At 56.4% G+C, this 17706-nt stretch carries 14 protein-coding genes and 2 pseudogenes; 4 read left to right on the forward strand and 12 right to left on the reverse strand.

Going from position 1 to position 17706, the window contains the following annotated elements; all coding sequences use genetic code 11:
- Positions 1-101: 101 nt before the first annotated feature.
- On the reverse strand, positions 102-1280 hold the full coding sequence (locus tag DIE22_RS18395; protein WP_124605753.1) for a porin: 1179 nt from the start codon (positions 1278-1280) through the stop codon (positions 102-104).
- A gap of 430 nt (positions 1281-1710) precedes the next feature.
- Entirely contained in the window at positions 1711-2952 is a 1242-nt protein-coding gene (locus DIE22_RS18400) for an MFS transporter (protein ID WP_124605754.1), read from the reverse strand.
- 1404 nt (positions 2953-4356) lie between these two features.
- On the opposite strand from DIE22_RS18400, the gene DIE22_RS18410 reads away from it, so the two are divergent.
- Complete coding sequence (locus DIE22_RS18410; RefSeq protein ID WP_185640644.1) at positions 4357-5007, forward strand: GntR family transcriptional regulator; 651 nt, start codon at positions 4357-4359, stop codon at positions 5005-5007.
- A gap of 210 nt (positions 5008-5217) precedes the next feature.
- Positions 5218-5670: a MarR family winged helix-turn-helix transcriptional regulator gene (locus DIE22_RS38865; protein ID WP_124605756.1), complete on the forward strand. Its 453-nt coding sequence runs from the start codon at positions 5218-5220 to the stop codon at positions 5668-5670.
- 133 nt (positions 5671-5803) lie between these two features.
- On the opposite strand, the gene DIE22_RS18420 is transcribed toward DIE22_RS38865, so the two are convergent.
- From DIE22_RS18420 to DIE22_RS18450, 7 genes are all read right to left on the reverse strand, one after another.
- The gene (locus tag DIE22_RS18420) at positions 5804-6313 is read right to left on the reverse strand and encodes a peroxiredoxin (protein ID WP_124605757.1); all 510 of its coding nucleotides are present in this window, start codon (positions 6311-6313) and stop codon (positions 5804-5806) included.
- A gap of 178 nt (positions 6314-6491) precedes the next feature.
- The gene (locus DIE22_RS18425; protein ID WP_124605758.1) at positions 6492-7448 is read right to left on the reverse strand and encodes a hypothetical protein; all 957 of its coding nucleotides are present in this window, start codon (positions 7446-7448) and stop codon (positions 6492-6494) included.
- 8 nt (positions 7449-7456) lie between these two features.
- Positions 7457-8233, reverse strand: coding sequence for a VOC family protein (locus DIE22_RS18430; protein ID WP_260426712.1), 777 nt, complete (start codon positions 8231-8233; stop codon positions 7457-7459).
- A 154-nt stretch (positions 8234-8387) separates the two neighbouring features.
- A complete protein-coding gene (locus DIE22_RS18435) occupies positions 8388-9347 on the reverse strand; it encodes a PDR/VanB family oxidoreductase (RefSeq protein WP_124605760.1) in 960 nt (319 codons plus the stop codon).
- 90 nt (positions 9348-9437) lie between these two features.
- Positions 9438-9863: a Rieske 2Fe-2S domain-containing protein gene (locus DIE22_RS18440; RefSeq protein ID WP_124605761.1), complete on the reverse strand. Its 426-nt coding sequence runs from the start codon at positions 9861-9863 to the stop codon at positions 9438-9440.
- Positions 9864-9891: 28 nt separating this feature from the next.
- Positions 9892-10935 (reverse strand): amidohydrolase family protein, encoded by a 1044-nt coding sequence (locus DIE22_RS18445; RefSeq protein ID WP_124605762.1) that lies wholly within the window; start codon positions 10933-10935, stop codon positions 9892-9894.
- Positions 10932-12092 (reverse strand): amidohydrolase family protein, encoded by a 1161-nt coding sequence (locus DIE22_RS18450; protein WP_124605763.1) that lies wholly within the window; start codon positions 12090-12092, stop codon positions 10932-10934. The genes DIE22_RS18445 and DIE22_RS18450 overlap by 4 nt, the downstream gene beginning before the upstream one ends.
- A 780-nt stretch (positions 12093-12872) precedes the next feature.
- Between DIE22_RS18450 and DIE22_RS18455 the strand changes: the two genes are divergently transcribed.
- Together DIE22_RS18455 and DIE22_RS18460 are read left to right on the forward strand one after the other, a co-directional pair.
- Positions 12873-13466: a cysteine hydrolase family protein gene (locus tag DIE22_RS18455; protein WP_124605764.1), complete on the forward strand. Its 594-nt coding sequence runs from the start codon at positions 12873-12875 to the stop codon at positions 13464-13466.
- A 585-nt stretch (positions 13467-14051) separates the two neighbouring features.
- A complete protein-coding gene (locus DIE22_RS18460; RefSeq protein ID WP_124605838.1) occupies positions 14052-15416 on the forward strand; it encodes an MFS transporter in 1365 nt (454 codons plus the stop codon).
- Between the two features lie 137 nt (positions 15417-15553).
- Here the strand turns inward: DIE22_RS18460 and DIE22_RS38870 are convergent.
- From DIE22_RS38870 to DIE22_RS18480, 3 genes and pseudogenes are all read right to left on the reverse strand, one after another.
- A pseudogene (locus DIE22_RS38870) lies at positions 15554-16356 on the reverse strand (IS3 family transposase); the annotation flags it as partial.
- Positions 16347-17322: pseudogene (locus DIE22_RS39335) on the reverse strand (transposase). The pseudogenes DIE22_RS38870 and DIE22_RS39335, both read right to left, overlap by 10 nt.
- A 51-nt stretch (positions 17323-17373) precedes the next feature.
- Positions 17374-17640 (reverse strand): hypothetical protein, encoded by a 267-nt coding sequence (locus DIE22_RS18480; protein WP_124605766.1) that lies wholly within the window; start codon positions 17638-17640, stop codon positions 17374-17376.
- Positions 17641-17706 lie beyond the last annotated feature (66 nt).

A 17706-nucleotide genomic window follows, 5' to 3' on the forward strand; every position in this document is an offset into this window, starting at 1 on the left:
ATGAGCGCAGCATGTGACCGGCGGGGGATCCAGATCCGTCAGCAGTCCCCAAGGGGGCCTTAAGGCCCCTTGGGTAGGCCCCAGATTCCCGGGAAGCCTAGTTAGAACTTATGCCGAATACCGACCAGTGCTGCGACCTGATTCGAAGTCGAAGAGGGGGACAACTGGTTGATGTTGGCGACAGCCGAATGCTGCGTCGAATCCGTACCGCTTGCGTGCTGGTAGACGCCGTCGATATAGATGTCGGTGCGCTTCGAAAGGAAGTAGTCGGCGCCGAGCATGAACTGATGGTACTTTGCGTCGCTGAGGCCATAGCCCTTCGTATAGTCGTATGCGGCGCCGACGAGAAATACGGGCGTTACCTGATACTTGAAGTTGATTTCTGCGTTGTGGAACTTGCCCGAACCGCCCGTGTAGCCAGCAGGATTGAGACCCGCGCCGGCCTCACTGCCAACGTCCTTATACTGCGTGTTGCTGTACGTGGCACCAATGGTCGCGCCGCCAAAGGTGTACGCTCCGGCAGCGGAGATCACCTGCAGCGAATGTGCCGACGCATAGCCAGCGATCACGCGATTGCTCGGGAAGTTCGAAGCAGACGGCGTTGCCGAGCTGGCACGCGAACTCGCGTTGTTTCCCCAGAAGGAATAGTTCGGATCCTGAACTTTCAGGAAACCTGCGCCCAGTTGTAGCGGACCGTTCGAATAACCGGCGCCAATAGACCAGATCTGATTGCGGTTGAACTGACCCGCGTTGCCACCGAGGCTATACAACCCCCCGAAAGTGAAGCCCCCATAGTTCGGGCTGGTGAACTTGATCGAGTTGTTAACCCGGTTGGTGTTGTTCATATTGTCGAGGTCGGCCGGGTGGGCGGAGAAATATGATCCCCATTGACTACCTGCTTCGAGTGGGCCGGTAAAATCGACAACGGAATCGTATTGTCTGCCCATCGTGACCGTTCCAAATCGTGACGTCGACAATCCTACGTACGCTTGACGTCCGAACGCGTCTCCACCTTGACCGAGCGTGCCGTTGAATACATTAAAACCACTCTCCAGCACGAAGATCGCGTTCAAGCCGCCACCCAGGTCCTCCTTACCGCGCAATCCCCAACGGCTGCCCTGCAGGTTACCGCTGCTCGTGAAGAAGTTGTGCTTGCCACCGACGTTGTTCGTATAGGCGATTCCGGCGTCTACGATACCGTAGAGCGTTACGCTGCTCTGAGCATGAGCGGCGCTAGCGAGTGCGCCAAATGCCGCCATGGCGATGACTGATTTTTTCATTGGAAGATCTCCGTAAGTAGGTTTGGTTTTGATGCCGATTTGATTCGGCTTTGCGGAAGAAATATCTGGTCCTTTATTTATCTATTAGATTCGGTATCCGTAATAAATATGATGTATGAAATGAAAGAAGGTCTTGCGAATTCCGAAGCAGGTTTCCTGTCACGCTCCTCAATGGGGCGAGCACAATATCCGGATAGCAGCTTTCGGTGCAAGAGAAGGACCAAAGATTTCGATTATGCAGACACAACTATGTAGCCGGAGCCGAAATCGAAGCTGCGGCCCGGTGCTGGCAAACGCCGAAGCCAGCGCTCGGTCGTGATTGCTTGGGTAGTTCGGTGTTCTCGACGGCCGGTTGGGCCACCACACCAGTTCAATCGAGCAAGTTGGTGGGTGGCCTACAAATTACAAGCCGTGTTCCGATCTTCTCGGTTTAGCCGGGAATGCGGCGAGCGCGGTAAGCGTAGTAGACCTGTACCGCGGAGGACGCAGCGAGCAGGCCAAGACTGACGGCACGGAGAAACTCAGCGCTCGCAAATCGATCGCTCTCGTGTGTAAGAATCCATCCGGCCACTGCGGGCCCGAGTGAGATGCCGCCGACCGCGACGATATAGTAAACACCGTTCATCTGGCCGGTCGTATCCAGCTTCGACATTACGCCCAAGATCATCGGATTGATGACCCAGTAAGCGAAGGCAAAGAGCAGGACGGAACTGATAAAGGTCGGCAGAGACCGCGGTGCGACGAGCTGTAGCGCTATCGAAAGACACAGTGCACCGAAGAACACTGTGATGATAGGGGCTGACGATTTGCGATCTCCAGCGAAGACGGCCATTGCAGATCCCAACGCGCTGGCAATTGCCGACCAACCCAAGATACCCGACATTTGAGAATGGCTGATCGCCGTTGTCTCTCCGAGGACCGATATGAACGGCCAGAACGTCCCCACGCCAAGGTAGAACACGCCAAAAGTCGTCGCAAGAATCACCTTCTCGCCCAAGCCAAGCGCGTGCCCGTTTTGGACCGAAATGGTCTTCTTCTTGGCCACCTTCTCATTGCTTTCCGGGATCCAACCGATCAACATCAATGCAAGCGGAACCGTTCCAGCGAGGATAAGAAAGATTGAGTTTGCGCCGCAAACCCGATTGATGAACGGCATCGCGAAGGCGGCAACAGCGCCATACAACTGGGTGCTTGTCGAATACAGAGCTGCGGTCTTCCCGGGACGTCCGGAGAGAGCAATCAGGATCCCGAGACGTCCGAGACCGAACCCGGCACCAACGCCAGACAGACATCGCAGCGCATACAGGACGAAGCCGGGATCGGCTTTGAATGGAATGCTGGCCAGATTCGCCAACATCATCAATGCGAGCGCGCCGAACAGATAGCCCCGGCGGCGCAACGCAAATGGGAAAGCGGTTGCAAGGATGCTGCCGGCGCTCGTCGAGATCATTTCCGCGGTCAGGAGATACCCTGACGTTGCCTTATCAAATCCGACGGATTGAACGAAGGCTTGGATGATGAGCGGCTTGAGGGACGAAGTGGCATGCCCAGCAATGCCGACCAGCACGATCGCGAGTATTGGCAGTGCGACCAACATCTGTCTTCGGCGATCGTGAGGGTCGACGAGGGCGGACTGGATCTTCTGATGATTGGTTGCTGCGGGATCGCTCATTTCAAATGTCTCCTCATCTGTGAACGACTAAGTAAACCGAATCGAATCCAACTGTTCGTCCGCGCCGTAGATGCCATCTTGTGTGGCTCAATATCGAAGCGGAGACGACTCCAACGTCCAGTGGGGATACCTACAAAACGTGTGCGCTCCTTGGGTACCACACGTGTTGACGATCACACCCACCTCAGTTTGCGAAAAATCCGCGTGTATTAGATCTCGCTGTTCATCGTTGCTCGGGGCTGGCGCTTGCGGTGTCTGAAACACAAACGCATTGCCATCGCATCAATATTCAGTCTTCCTGCTCATGTAATCAGTCTGCCTGTACATTGAGAAGCCGTATGTAAGGGGATGTACTTAAGTAGTCGAGACGGGGTGAGTTTGAGCGGTTTGATCATCTGCAGGCGATTGCCCGCAATATCGACGGTTGCGGCGCAACACGAGCGCCCAGAGGCATAGAAGCTCAGTCTCGGGGCTGCACAGAACTAACTTTCATCCTGGCAATATCCGTGAACCACCGCTTCGATCAGAGGAGGAACCAGTGCGACGAAGCATTGTGAAGAGGCAAGGCGTGGCGTCTATGAGATCCATCTCGTCTCGTGCACGTCACACCCGATACGGGCGGATACACGAACGGCCATAGCGCTTGTGTGAGACGTTCATGCAAATAGGCAGCCTTGCCATTTGGTGGAACTTGACCGGACCATGTCTTGATAAAATGTACGGATTCCTATGGGAAACATGTTGAATGCCGCTAGAGCACCTCAACGCCTTCGAGACATTTCGGGGGCGTAGACGGTTGAGTGCTCATCGTTATGGTACCCATGGTCGGCCGCTGAATTGCTGGCGGAAACACACACCAGGAGCCATCGTCGTGTCTGAAAAATACGAACGAAAAGGTGCCAGATGGGCGTGTAGCCTGAACGCAGACATAGCGCCATACCTTGCGTCTGCCGTGGCTGAAATTTGTCACACACGGCCGTGCGGCAGATTCTGGACCTAACCACTTTTCCACTAGCGATCGCAGGGAAGCTTCGTGAGATCTCATGGTGTGTCTCCATGCGTCGACATCGGAGTTACCGGCGCGGGGCGATCGCTTTGAGCGGATGGAACTCGTGAGGCGCGACGCCACTGTCTGGCATGTCGAAACCAGACTGTGCTGGCGCCGCAGGCAGGATTTTATGATCAGGTAGCCTGCATAACTACATGATCAGTTTGCCTGTATAGTTTGTCAAGGGGATAAGGGAATCCACCTAACCTGGTCCACGAACCGTGCATTGCGAAATCACTCCTCGGGGGATATCAGGATGTACATGCAATGGTGATTGGCATACAAATCCGGGATGCCTTGATGGGCTACATGTCGAACGCGGACGGCGTTGACGCACAAAGTGGAGATGGAATTTGATGACGCAGACGCGGGTAGTGGAAGATCGAGTTCGACGGATGATTCTGGATACGGAAATTGGGCCTGGTGAGCGGTTGACTGAGCGATGGCTCGAGGGACAATTGCAGACATCGCGAACATCTGTACGCGCAGCGTTGTTACGGTTGGAAGGGGAGGGGCTGGTCAGTCGAAATGGCCGCGGCTGGATCGTTCCCCCGATCGACGTCGACGAGGTTCAGCAACTGTTCGGCTACCGTGAAGTTCTAGAGGTTGCAGCGATCCGACTTGGTGGGTCGCGAGCGAGTGTTGCTGAGCTCGCTACGATTCAGGAGATCCTGGACTCGATCGATGAGGAATGCTCGCCTGAAGAACTCGGCAATGCGGCGCGTCAATTCCACCTCAAGATTGGATCGCTCGCGAAGAACAAATTCATTGAACGGGGGATTGCAGATTGCATGACCCAACTGCTTCGTGTGCGATGGATTGAAATCGAAGCCTCGGCTGAAAAACTGTCTGAGCATCGAGCCGTCCTCGTTGCCCTCCAAAAGGGTCAAATTGACAATGCGGTTGAGCTGACGAAGCAGCATATCAGTACGGCTCGCGCTAGGTTGATGGATGCGTTGACTGCTGGACGCCGGACGTTACGCGCGCGAGGAATCGTCGTCTCGTGAGCGGGGGAATCGGTCTTGCCGGCGGCCATCGTGTTTGTCCGGTCACGATGACGATGACTTAGCGTTCACGGAATGCCCGTAGGCAGCGACCGATCAACTTGGCGTATAGATTGCGGTATCGCAGCTTGGGTGAGTGTGTCGTGTGTTACATTGTGAAGATCGACCGCAAACGATGTCTGGCGGTGCTTACGTAGGCGAGTTTTGTCACATATGAACGTTGATCGAAATTCTGTTGCAGAGCTCGCCTCCGTTGCAGAGCTGGCATTTGAGCTTCGCGAAACCTTAGGCCGCGGGGCAAGGCTTATCCGAGTGGAATCGGGCCCGCCGCTGTCACAGCTCACTGTGCTAGGCCATCTCCAGCGACAGGGTTCGATGAGTACGAACGACCTCGCAGCAGCCGAGCGCGTCAGGCCTCAATCCATGTCGCTGACGGTTCAGGCGCTCGAAAAGGCGGGATTGGTTGCGCGTCGGCCGCATCCGACCGATGGTCGTACGACACTCATACAACTAACACGAAAAGGCACCAAAACTCTCGATAGTATTTTTGCGGTGCGAGAAGATTGGTTGACCTCAGTGATCCTCGAGAAGCTTAGTGAGGACGAACGTCAAGAGCTGCAGCGAGGATTGGCGCTCGTCCAGCGAATCATCAACACGCGCGAGTAGCTTGCTGAGGCCGCTTGGGCGGAAACGGCATTGTGTCTGTACTGCATCGAACGGTGCACCCCGTCGGCCGACGGGGTGATCAGCGCCCCTCGAAAGCGTTACTTTTCTCCGAGGGTTCGGCGACACGGGGACATTAGGACTCTTGCAACGTCAGCAGGATTGTCCGAGCATCCGTGGTCTCGAATTTCCCTGGCATTTCGACGTTCAGCGTTTTGACCATCCCATCTTCGACCACCATCGCGTACCGTTGAGAGCGGCATCCCATGCCGAGCCGACTCAGGTCTTGATAGAGGCCGAGGGCAAGAGTGAAGTCTGCGTTGCCGTCGGAAATCATCCTCACTTTGCCGGCAGCCTCGAGGACTTGTCCCCACGCGTTCATGACAAACGCGTCGTTGACTGAAACACACCAAACTTCGTCCACGCCGGCCGCGGCCAGGTCTGCAGAAGCATCAACGTAGCCGGGTAGATGCTTCGACGAACACGTGAGCGTGAATGCCCCCGGCAGGCCAAAAATCACCACGCGTTTGCCGGCGGTCTGCTCTCGTACCGAAAATGCGCTCGGCCCCAAGGTACAGCCTTCTGTCGCGTCGTTGATGTACTCGAAGAGGTGTGTATCGGGTAGGGTGTCACCTACTTTGATCATGCTTGCTTCCCCTTGGCGAAAGGCTAAGATTGTTGACTAATCAGAGGGCGTGCGGCGCGCGTAATAAGAGCGGCGCGTGCGAATGGCTCGAACATTTCCGACTCCGTCTCGAAGTCGGTGGCCAGCTTCCATCGATCGACAAAGCCGCTTGTTTTTGTGAGCGGACCGTCGTCGGCCCCTAGCGCAGTTCGAATTTGTGCAGGCTTCGATGTGGGTGATGTGGCTTCCTGGTGTAGTTCGCGAACGATTCCGGGACTTCTGACACGTAGATGGCGCCCGTTGAATCGACAGCGATCGCGTGTGGGGCGAGAAATTCTAGGCCTGGGCAATCAACCTTAGACACAGCGGTCCCATCGGAATTGCGAATCGTCACTCGACCGGGTAGTTCCTCTGTCGCTCGACCGAGCCGCCACGATTTGAGGTCTCGGGGGCCACGCGGCAGCTCGGTTACGTATGCATACCCGCGTTGATCGAAGGCGACATCCGTAGGACGCTGCACGTTATTCCACACATCGAGCAGGTTGCCGTCATTGGAAAAAATCTGGATCCGATCGTTTTCGCGATCGCACACCAGAACGCGTCCTTCCCCGTCGATCGTCACGCTATGCGGAATGACGAAACAGCCAAGGTTTGCGCCAGGACCGCCCCATGACCGTATTTGCTGGCGATCTGCGGAGAAGCGATGGAGCCGACAATTCCGGTAGCCGTCGCTGACAAACAATTCGCCGTTGGGTCCCGGTACCGCCTTGGTCGGTCTGTTGAATGGTGGCCCTCCGTGGATCTGGCTGAGCGCGGTCTCGGAGTTCGGCGCACCTGAGTCATATCCGGTTTCCGATGGAGAACCACTGCCGATCGTTTCAATCAGACTTCCGGTCGATTCGAATACAAAGACTCGATGACCCCCATCGTCCGCAATGTAGACCCTGTCATCGCTTCCAATAGCAATCAGGTGAGGGCGGCTGGAGAAGTGGCCCGTCCCCCAACGAGCCACGACGGCTCCATCGGGGGTCAGCACGGTGACAGGATTGTCACCGCGGCGCAGGACATAGACGTGATCGCGCGAATCGACTGCGACGCCGGTGACGTCGTGCATCCACGTATCCTCGCCCCAGTTCAGAACCTCGCGATAGTTCATAGCCGGCCTCACTTGTTCGATGGATGAACCCAATGAGGAGTCAGCGTCGGGACGTCGCTGGACGTGTCGTCGAGGAGCAGGGCGTCCACGGGCTCCTCGTCGATGAACCAATCGGAGAAGTCATACGACTGCCAAGCTGTATCGGCAGCGTCGAACGACGAGATTTCGAGCGGGTTTCCGCTGGGGTCGGAAAAGTAGATGGACGAGATGAAGCGATGGGTGTTGTTGGCGCCTCGCCGCTCGGATACTTCGGACACCGCGACGCCCTGGGAGAGCAAATGTTCCCTGAACCAGACAACATTCTCATGCGAGCGCACGTCGAATGAAAGGTGATCTACCTTCTGAGGTTCTACCGGTCGACTCCAGCGTGCCTTGCTGGCAGAAGGCCACAGAACCGAACTCACCGGGGCGTCTGGCTTTTCCGTAACGGTGGGCGCTTCGTAGAGAGAAAACAGCTCGCCGTTGCCCATTTCAAAAAACACCTGGCGCACCACGATGTCGACTGCGATGGGGGAGGTTTCGGCCGAATCATGTGCAGCCGACCCGCTGGAGTGGTGGGCCGCGGTGCGGAGTCCTTTTGCCGTGGTCGAGAAGCGCTGGGTTCGCACCACCCGCATTCCGAGCACGTCGCGGTAGAACCTCACGCCCTCGTTCATGTCGTGAGTGAACATGACGAGGTGATTGATCCCCGAAATTCGGCCAATCGCAGCGCCGGACTCCTGCAGAATTCGACGATGGCGCGGCAGTTCTTCGGCCCTCGATGATCCATCATTCTTCGTTACCATTGCACACATTGATAACACTCCTAATATTTGAACGGTTTTCTAGACCTTCATGAGCCGGCGGAGCATCGATTGCTCTCCAACCCATCGATGCTCACGCCTCTCGTTGCGAGGGCTGATGATGGTGCCGCATCAAGCCGTAATCGCACGAGTTTTGTTACGCATCGAGAACCAGTCTCGCTGAGCATGATCTCGAGACGCATACCATCATCGTCTGACCGGAGGCGCGCTCCTTTGCGCTAAGCAACGAGTCTCGGTGATCAGGGACTCCCGATATCACTCTTGTCTCGCAAGATCCACACACGCCCTCCTGGCAAGAGGAATCGATGTCGACGCCGTGTTCCTCGGCAATTTCCAAGATCGACCGGTCGACCGGTACGGTAGCGACGATGCCGGAGCGAACGAATTCCACCTCAAATGCGGAAACAGCAGATTCGGAGCCGTCTTCGCGCCGGGTAAATCGCTCAACGTGAACCCGATCGTCTGACCAAGATGCGCAGCTCTCGTCAATCGCGCGAAGCATCGTCTCGGGTCCGCAGCAATAGATGACAGTATCAGGGTGGGCCGCGGCAATTAGCGTGGGCAGATCAGCTTGGCCGAGAGCATCACTCGTATGTAGCAAGACCTTATCGGCACCGAAGGCAAGAACCTCATCGACGAAGGGCATCGATTCGGCGGAACGACCGCAGTACACGAGGCGCCAATCCGCGCCCGACGCGTTGACGTTGGCGATCATCGGCAAGATGGGGGTGATGCCGATGCCGCCAGCGATAAACATATAATGCGTCGCTGGCACCAACGGGAAGTTATTGCGCGGCCCCGTGACCTGGACCGTATCGCCTTCCGCGAACGATTCGTGAATGTAAGCGGAACCTCCCCGGCTATCGGAAGCAAGGCGGACTGCTACCTGCCAGCTGCGTCGATCAGTAGTTTCGCCACACAACGAGTACTGCCGCACATATTCCACTCCCTCGGAATTGAAGCGGAGGTCCACATGTGCACCGGGGTCCCAGGATGGAAGTTCAGCGCCATCCTTACGTGCGAACGTGAGGCGAACAACTCCCTGCGCCGCCGCTTCCTTGTGTGTGATCACAAGATCAAGGTCGTTCTCAGACATCATCAAATACCAGGTTGATGGATGGATCCCAGAGTCCAGGCCCTGAGATCCATCCGCCGCGAAACACTCGCTCTTGAGCCGACGGAAAGATCAGATATCGAGGACCACTGCAGCGCCTTCAACCGAAACGGGAACCGTCTCGACGCCTGCTTTCAGTCGCTCCAGTTCCTCCGGCGATTCGATCGTCACAGGGTAGCTGCGGACCTTCTGGTTAGACTTGAAAATCGTCCGCCCGGTCTTGATCTCGAACTCCCAATGATGCCAAGGGCACGACACGACCTCGCCATCCCGAACCCAGTGCATCTCGGGAAGCCCGTCCGTCGGACATTCCGCTTCCGATGTGCCGCGAACGTGCCCCTTGCAAAGCGGGCCGCCCATGTGCGGGCACGTGTTCTTCAGCGCGTAAAACTCGCCGTCGACGTTGAACACACCGATGCCGCTCTTGACTTTTTCCGGATAGACGATCGTCGACGAACCGGGCGGAAGATCGTCTACTGCACCCACTACGTATCGCATTTTGTGTCTCCTATTCAGTCTTGGATTGTCACGCGCCCAGCTCGGCAGACACGCGCGATGCGATACGCGGGTAGAACTGCACGGCGTTGTCGGCGAAACAACGTGCCCGATCCTTCTCGGACCACGCGGGGAACACGTCCTTCGCGTTGGCTCCGTCCCAGTAGGGATGCCGGCTGCCGTAGACGACGAGGGAAGCATTGTCCCCACCGATCGTCCCGGTCGCGGCCTTGCTGTGCGGCGAGATCTCGTCGTCGGCCTGAGTAACGAAGCGGACGTGACGCTCCAGGTACGTCGACGGATCGTTGCTTACCCACGGAACCTCGACCCGATCGGATTGCCAGTCCTTGTCCGTCCGGATTACCAGTGAGCGCGCCGCATGGACGCTGAGATCCCCGAAGACGACGCGAAGATCCGGCAAGCGGTCGAAAACGCCGGCGACGATGAAACTGGTCAACTGCACGATCGATGCCATCGGCCGGAGCGCATGGTCTTCCGCAAAGAAGCTCGGAAAACCGACCTGCGACGGAGGCGGTTCAATCAGCGTCGTGAAGTCATCGTGGACATAGACGACGAGGCCTCGCTCAGCGGCCGCGCGCCAGATCGGGAAGTAACGCTGTTCTCCATACGTCGCCAGAGCGCGCGCCGGCACGACGAGTTGAACGAATCGATCGTCGTCCGCCCAACGGTCGATCTCTCGCAATGCCGTGTCGGTATCGTTCATCGCCAGGCGAATAGAGCCCAGGAACCGTCCTTCGGCTTCAGGTGCTTCGAGCCACTTTCTGAAAAGCAACGTGTTTGCAGCACGTGCAACGGCAGTAGCTTGTTGCGGGTTCGGCCAGTAACCACGTGTGGTCGGGCTAAGAACCGCATAGTCGACGCCCGCACGGCGAAGGTGTTCCGCGACAGCTGCAGGGCTCGTTGCCTGCTCGGTCGGCACCGCCATCTGGTCAAACGGTGCTCGGTACTTCTCGCCGAAAAGGGGAGGCAACTTGAGGAAATTCCAAGGCGAACCGATCGCCTTGTTGAACTCGACATTGCCCAGAACCGGGTGGATAGCGCAATCGATGATCATCGTGCACCCCCTGCCAGATCGAACCGGTCTACCGGGCGGGTTTTCGGCAAGTCGTAGATCACTCGTGCGTTCTCGTACATGATTCGTTTCTTGATCTCGGCGTCCAGCGAACGCGGGAGCGCCTTGCTGGGCGGGTCGTAGTCGTAGTGCGGATAGTCGCTGGAGAACATCACCAGTTCCGCGGCGTTCGCTTCTTCGTACAGGGCTGCGATCTTGTGCGGATCGGTGTTCTCTTCGATCGGTTGCGTCGCGAAACGAACGTGATCGCGCACGTACTGATGAGGCGTCTTCTTCAGCCCGAGCTCCTGTGCTGTCTTTTTCCAATGCCGCTCGAGGCGATCCACGAACGGTTGGTACCACAGGAAGCCGCCTTCGATGAACAGCACCTTCATCTCCGGATGCCGATCGAAAACGCCATTGCAAATCCAGCTGCCCAGGTGTGCGCCGTATGCCATCGGCGCGATGAGCGAGTGGTATTCGACGAAGTATTGCAGAGGACCGGTCGAGGTCCAGCCCAACGGTTGCGTGGCGCCGCCGCGGAAGTGCACTGCAATAGGAAGGTTATGCCGCGCAGCGGCTTCCCAGATCGGGTCATACATCGGATGACCAAACGGGCGAGGGCCATAGTGGCCAATCACCACTTGTCGGAAACCTGGATGTTCGCCCCACTTGTCGATCTCCTTTGCGGCCGCGACAGGATCATCGATGCCGATGGAGATCGAGCCGACATAGCGATTTTCGGCGTTGTACTTGGACAGCCAGGTGTCGGCCAACCATGCATTCACTGCTCCCGCCAATGCTGTATCGAGCTTGGGGTCCACCGTGAATCCGCGGAAGCTCCACGGCAACAGGATCGCGTAGTCCGTCGGATCGTCAACGAACATTTGCTGGCCAACCATGTCCGGATCGGAGCCGATGTCGCCGACCTTCGGATACGCGTCTTTTCGGCCTCCACCTTCCAGCGTCCTGTACGTCGGGCGGCTAAAGGGCACGCTCTCGATAAGGTTGGGAACATCACGCCACGGTGCGTCCAGATAAGGGATAAGTTCTTCGAACGATTTCGGTTCGACGTGGACGTCAGTGTCGATCACTTTGATTTCAACGTGATCGAGCTGCCTTTCTTGCGCTGCCGGTCGCTCGAGTGCTGCAGTCGTCATAATGTTTCCTCCCGACCATTGTGGGTCGTCGTCATGATGTGTCCTCCCGACGATTTGGCGTCGTCGTGATATTCAGTCTGCCTGTATATTTTGGGTGTGTCAACGCGCCGGGGCCTAGGTAGAAACCCCTCGGGCTGCATGATTTCGCCCATTCTTGGAACCGGTTGTTCTGGATACGAGGATCGTTCCGGATCATGGTGGGCGGGCTGTAGAAGGCTGGGGAGCGGGCACAAACCTGTTCACTACATCTTGTGGCTTACAGGGCCATATTCATGCGATTAACGGCATCATGCTCGGCGCCGTGTCGAACGAACTCCGGGCGTATTTAGCGACTCTTCGAAAGCGTTGCCCCAAGGCTCCGTATAGAGAGGGCGCGTGCGGCATGTGTGGATGAAACTTAGGTGGATTCCCTTACATACGAACACAATATGTGCAGGCAGACTGATCATAATGGCAGCGACAACGGCTGATGGATTAGTGTCGGAACGTCGATGATTCCCCGGTGAATGCGAGGCGAGCGATGTGGGAACTGGATGCTTAATTCCATGCAAGGCGTATTGCGAACAGGGGGCTGAGTACACCTCCTGACGCTGACTCCAGCGCGGGACATCGTGCAACTCCATCAGCGTTGACGGCAACCTGGGACCAAACACCTAGGTATGAACATGGTGCTCATGGGGCAGTTGCACGACATTTCCCGGCCTCGCACTCGTGAGCGGTTGATCAGGACAAAACCTGCAAATCACGTCGACGAATCTCAGAAAAAGACGGAGTACGATTATGGTCACACGATTGAATCTCGATGTCTCACGAACGGCTCTTTTGCTGATGGATCTGCAGAGGATTTCATTCGACTGGTATGTGCCCAAGGAGCAAGCGTCGGAGCTGCTTGAAAACACGGCGAATCTGCTTGCCGCGGCGCGTTCGGCGAAAGTCAAAGTGATCTATGTCACAGTCGGATTCAGGCACGGATACCCGGAAATTTCTCCGCGTAACGAGTTATTTTGCTCGATTCGTGATGAAGCGCTGTTTGCTCGAAGCGATGTCAGAACCGAGATTCATCAATCAGTAACTCCATATCTAGATGAACCAATTGTAATAAAGTCTCGAATCGGTGGATTCTCCGGAACAGACTTGCAGACCCTGTTGAGCGCAGCCAGCATTGAAACGCTGGTAATCGCAGGCGTCACAACAAGTGGATCGGTCCTTTCAACGATCAGACAGGCATTCGATATGGACTACCGGTTAATCATCGCGCGAGATTGCTGTGCTGATCTCGATGATGAAGTGCATCGAGTTCTTATGGAAAAGGTATTTCCGCACCATGCGGACGTCGTCTTGTCTGGTGAAATAAGGAGTGCAATTCTTTCGTGATCTGATGTAGAGGGGTTTTCTCTGTAGGCGAGATCGATCGATGAACAGGAATTGTCATGGAAATGATCGGAATTTCATGATTAGAAGTATATTCTCCTGAGCAATTATTTGAGGGGACGGGCGCGCGGAAAGTCGATAGGGTTTCGTGTGAAGGATTGCTCGGGAGATCTGTTGAATTCGGGCGACGTGATATTCACTGATCGCAATCGGAAACCACGGATGATCAATTGCCAAAGAAGTCCCGGGGGCGCTCGATGGTGAAGAAGTAAGAGGCAGTTCACCGGTTCATGGTAGCGGAAAAGTTGATGCGTGATATCGATAGCCAGCATCGCTAGCGTTACCGGCGCACGTGGAGAGGTGGGGTGAGGAGGTTCATTGGAATAACGCTAGCTGCAGTAGCAGGATGAAACCGTACCTTAACATTTGTTACGTGGAATATGCATAGAGCCGTCAGCTGACATTGAATTAGATTCGTAGTCGAAATCTAATTGGGCAGAGGATTTGAAGTCTATATCGTGTGGGCGTGCCAAGCGTGCCTGCGCGATCAAGTGGTCCGATTACCGAGTGAAATTCAAGGGGATGAACGTGTATCGCATTGACGTACGCAAGTTGGTCGACGAGGCCTCCTTCAACAGCTTTCACGCGACGATATTGGTCTGGTGTCTGCTAATCACTGCCATCGACGGCTATGATCTTACTGTCACTGGTATTGCGCTCCCGTCGATCATGCAGCAAATGGGCGTCAGCGCAGTGACGGCTGGCTTTATGACTAGTTCGGCCCTGTTCGGTATGATGTTTGGCTCAATTTTCCTAGGAACCCTGTCAGATCGAATCGGCCGTCGCCGGACGCTCGCTATCTGTATTTTCCTGTTCAGCGTGTTTACGGCGGCTGCCGGATTTACCAGTGAGCCTGTCAGTTTTAGCATATTGCGCTTCGTCGCCGGGCTCGGCCTCGGCGGTGCCATGCCAAACGTCATCGCGCAAATGACAGAGTACTCGCCGAAAAAGATTCGTAGCTTAGTGACGACAATAATGTATTCAGGCTACGGGCTCGGTGCCATACTTGCGGCGGTGCTTGGAAAACTGCTTCTCGTCGACTACGGTTGGCAGGCGGTGTTCTTTGCGGCCGCACCGCCGGTGGTTCTGATTCCGTGTGTGCTGAGGTGGATGCCTGATTCGTTGACGCACTTGATCGCAAACCGCGACGATAGTCTTCTACGAGCAATTGTGCGTCGGCTTAGACCTGATATGGATATCGAGAAATCCGCGGTGTTTCTCCAGCCAGGCGACAACCGTACGTCCGGTGTACCGATTGCACGGCTGTTCCAAGAGGGCCGCAGTGCAAGTACGGTCTTGTTTTGGGCTGCCATAATCACCGGGCTGTTCATGGTCTACTCATTGATCACCTGGCTCACCAAGCTGATGGCGATGTCTGGCTACAGCCTGGGCTCAGCGCTGAGCTTCGTCATTGCGATGAACATAGGCACGATCGTTGGCGCCATTGGCGGTGGATGGCTTGCCGACAAACTCCACATCAAGTGGGTGCTGGTTAGCATGTACGCACTTGGGAGCTTGTTCCTGTGTCTGATGACGATGAAGATGCCGACGGCTCTCTTGTACGTGGTCATGGGTGCTGTCGGCGTTTGCACCACGGGAGCACAGATTGTTGCCTACGTGTACTGCGGCGTATTCTATCCAACCGCAATCCGCTCGACTGGTATTGGAATGGCTGTGGGCGTTGGTCGCTTGGGCGCGATCGTTGCACCGCCGCTTCTCGGGATGATGGTGGCACTGAAGCTGCCGTTGCAACAAAACTTCCTGGTTATTGCTGGAACCGGCATTGTCGCTGCGCTTCTTTTTTCCCTGATCGACCATAGTCGCTCCGCATCGTCGGGTACGGACGAGTTGCGAAATGATGCACTTTCGCAGACGGAGCGCAGGACGACGTGAGACGAGTGACTGACCTATGCCTGCGATGGGTCGATGGGGTTGAATCCCCACATTGCCGGTCGTCGGCCACTTCGTTCTTTATATGATTAGGATGCGATCTCATCTGCGATCGGACGGAATTCGTGGATCTCCCTGGGTTACGCAGCGATCAGATTCAGATGGAGGCGCTGCGTAAATGCGACCGGCGATTGGCAATTGAGATGCGCCCGCGTGAGTTGCAGTTTATAGAAGATCTCGATGTATTCGCTGATCGCGTGCCGGCTGCTTGAGAATTGTGAATGCATTGATGAAAGTCCAGTTCGTTCTTCAACGTCCCCCAGAAGAATTCGATCGGGGCGTTGTCGTAGCAACTGCCGCTGCGGCTCATCGATGCCCGCATTTCGAACCGGCTCACGAGCGATCAATAGGCCAACGCACAATATTGCGACCCGCGATTGATGTGGTGATCAGACCGGCAGGCGGCCGCCTGGTGGCGCCGGGTCGAACAGGGCCTGTATGACCAGATTTTCGTCATCCGTTCGCTCAACGCGTAACCGACGATTTCGCGGCCGTACCGTTCTTTCAGAACGGCAAGATACAACCAGCCTTCGTTGGTCGCGATATAGCTGATGTCACGGTGCCAAGCTTGATTGGGTGCCGTTAGCGAGAAATCCCGGCTCAACAGATTCGGCGCGACAGACAGGTCGTGCTTCGAATTCGTCATGGTCTTGAACTGGCGCTTCTGCGACCAGCTCAGCCCCATTTTTCTGCGCAGCCGTCTGACAAAGCGTGCAACGATTCGCACGCCACGATCCTCAAGATGTTACCGCCGGTGCCCAGGACCGAACCTTTCCCGGGTTTGCTGATGGGCCGCGAGCGCCTCCGCCTCTAGGCGAAGTTGCTGCTGCGTTCTGACAGACGGCTTGTGCTTACGCTACTCATAGTAGACGCTCACCGACACTGAGGTCGGAATATGTGGACACCACAGCGGATACGATCCAGATAGAATCGCGGGGTAGATGTGGCGGGCGACTGGTAGCATAGACGAGCCTGCGTGCGCTGCCGGCTGTAAATCATTCGGAGGTTCGATGATGGCGGGTCTGGTCTTAATATTGCGAGCCGCGGTCGCTGGTTGAATCTTGCCGGCCTGAGGGATCTGTAACGCTGCGAAATCGTTGACTATGAGATGAGCGAGCGCATGGTGAAGGACCTGATGATGCAAGCGCCGTCTCGAGCCGATGTCCGAAGCCGGGCCTGATTTAGCACACACCTCGTTGGCCGCGATATACGTGATGTTGCCGCATCACACCTGATCGGGCGCTGACACCGAGCAGTCCTCCGGCAGCAGGTTCGGCGCGACGGGCAGGCCGTGCTTCGAATTGGTGGTTGCCTTGAATTTGCGCTTTTGCCTGCACCGCAGGCCCAGTTTCCTGCGCATCCGCTTTCGAGCCGGCCCTCTGCTGAATCCGTTTCCAGTACGGGCGTTTGCGCCGAGCGTAACAGCCGTTGACCGAAACACCCAGCGAGCGGCACATCGGTGGCACTGGATAGTCCTGTTGCGTCTGTTCAATCACACTGTACCTCACCGCGATTCCCTCAAGGAGTTCGTCGCGACTTTTCTTAACAGATCGCACTCCATCTTCACTTCCGCCGGTTCTCACTGTACGCGTGCCAGCTCGGCTTTCATTTCGGTCAGCGGCTTCTGCTCTTTGCCAATCTCATGCAGCTTGCCAGCTTTGGCCGAGCGGACCCAGTTCGCCAACGTCGTCAGCGGAGCCGACAGCCGACGTGCCCCCTCCGAAACGCCGACGCTTTCAGTCAGTGCCAGCTTGACCGCCCGCTCGCGAAACTCGCTCGCGTAGACCGCACTGGGAATTCGGGCCCTGCATGCCTCCGTCTCACGATTGTACGGAACGTTGGCCTCCATTTTTTTCAGCCCCTCAGACGCTCGGTATCGCGTAGTCGTCGACGCAGTTGGTCAAGCGCCTTGATCTTTATGATCGAAGGTAGGGTGCGTGGTGATGTATCGTTCGAGAAATCCTTGCAGGTCTTCCCGGGTTGGACGGGTACCCCAATCGCTTCCAGAGTTGACCGTTGCCAGCGCCATCCACGAATCGGGAGGCACGATGGTTTCTACGATGACCGACCCTTCGCGAATCACGAGGTGCGCGGTTGACGCCCGAAAGTGAGCCGAGATCTGCCGGCCCTCCACAAACACTTCTGCGACAACATTTCGTGACCTCATGCGCCTCTCCAGTACCGGTCATGTGCGACCATCACATGTAAACCTGAGGTCGTGATCGGGCCACAC

The sequence above is a fragment of the Burkholderia sp. Bp9142 genome, assembly GCF_003853415.1.
GTDB lineage: Bacteria > Pseudomonadota > Gammaproteobacteria > Burkholderiales > Burkholderiaceae > Burkholderia.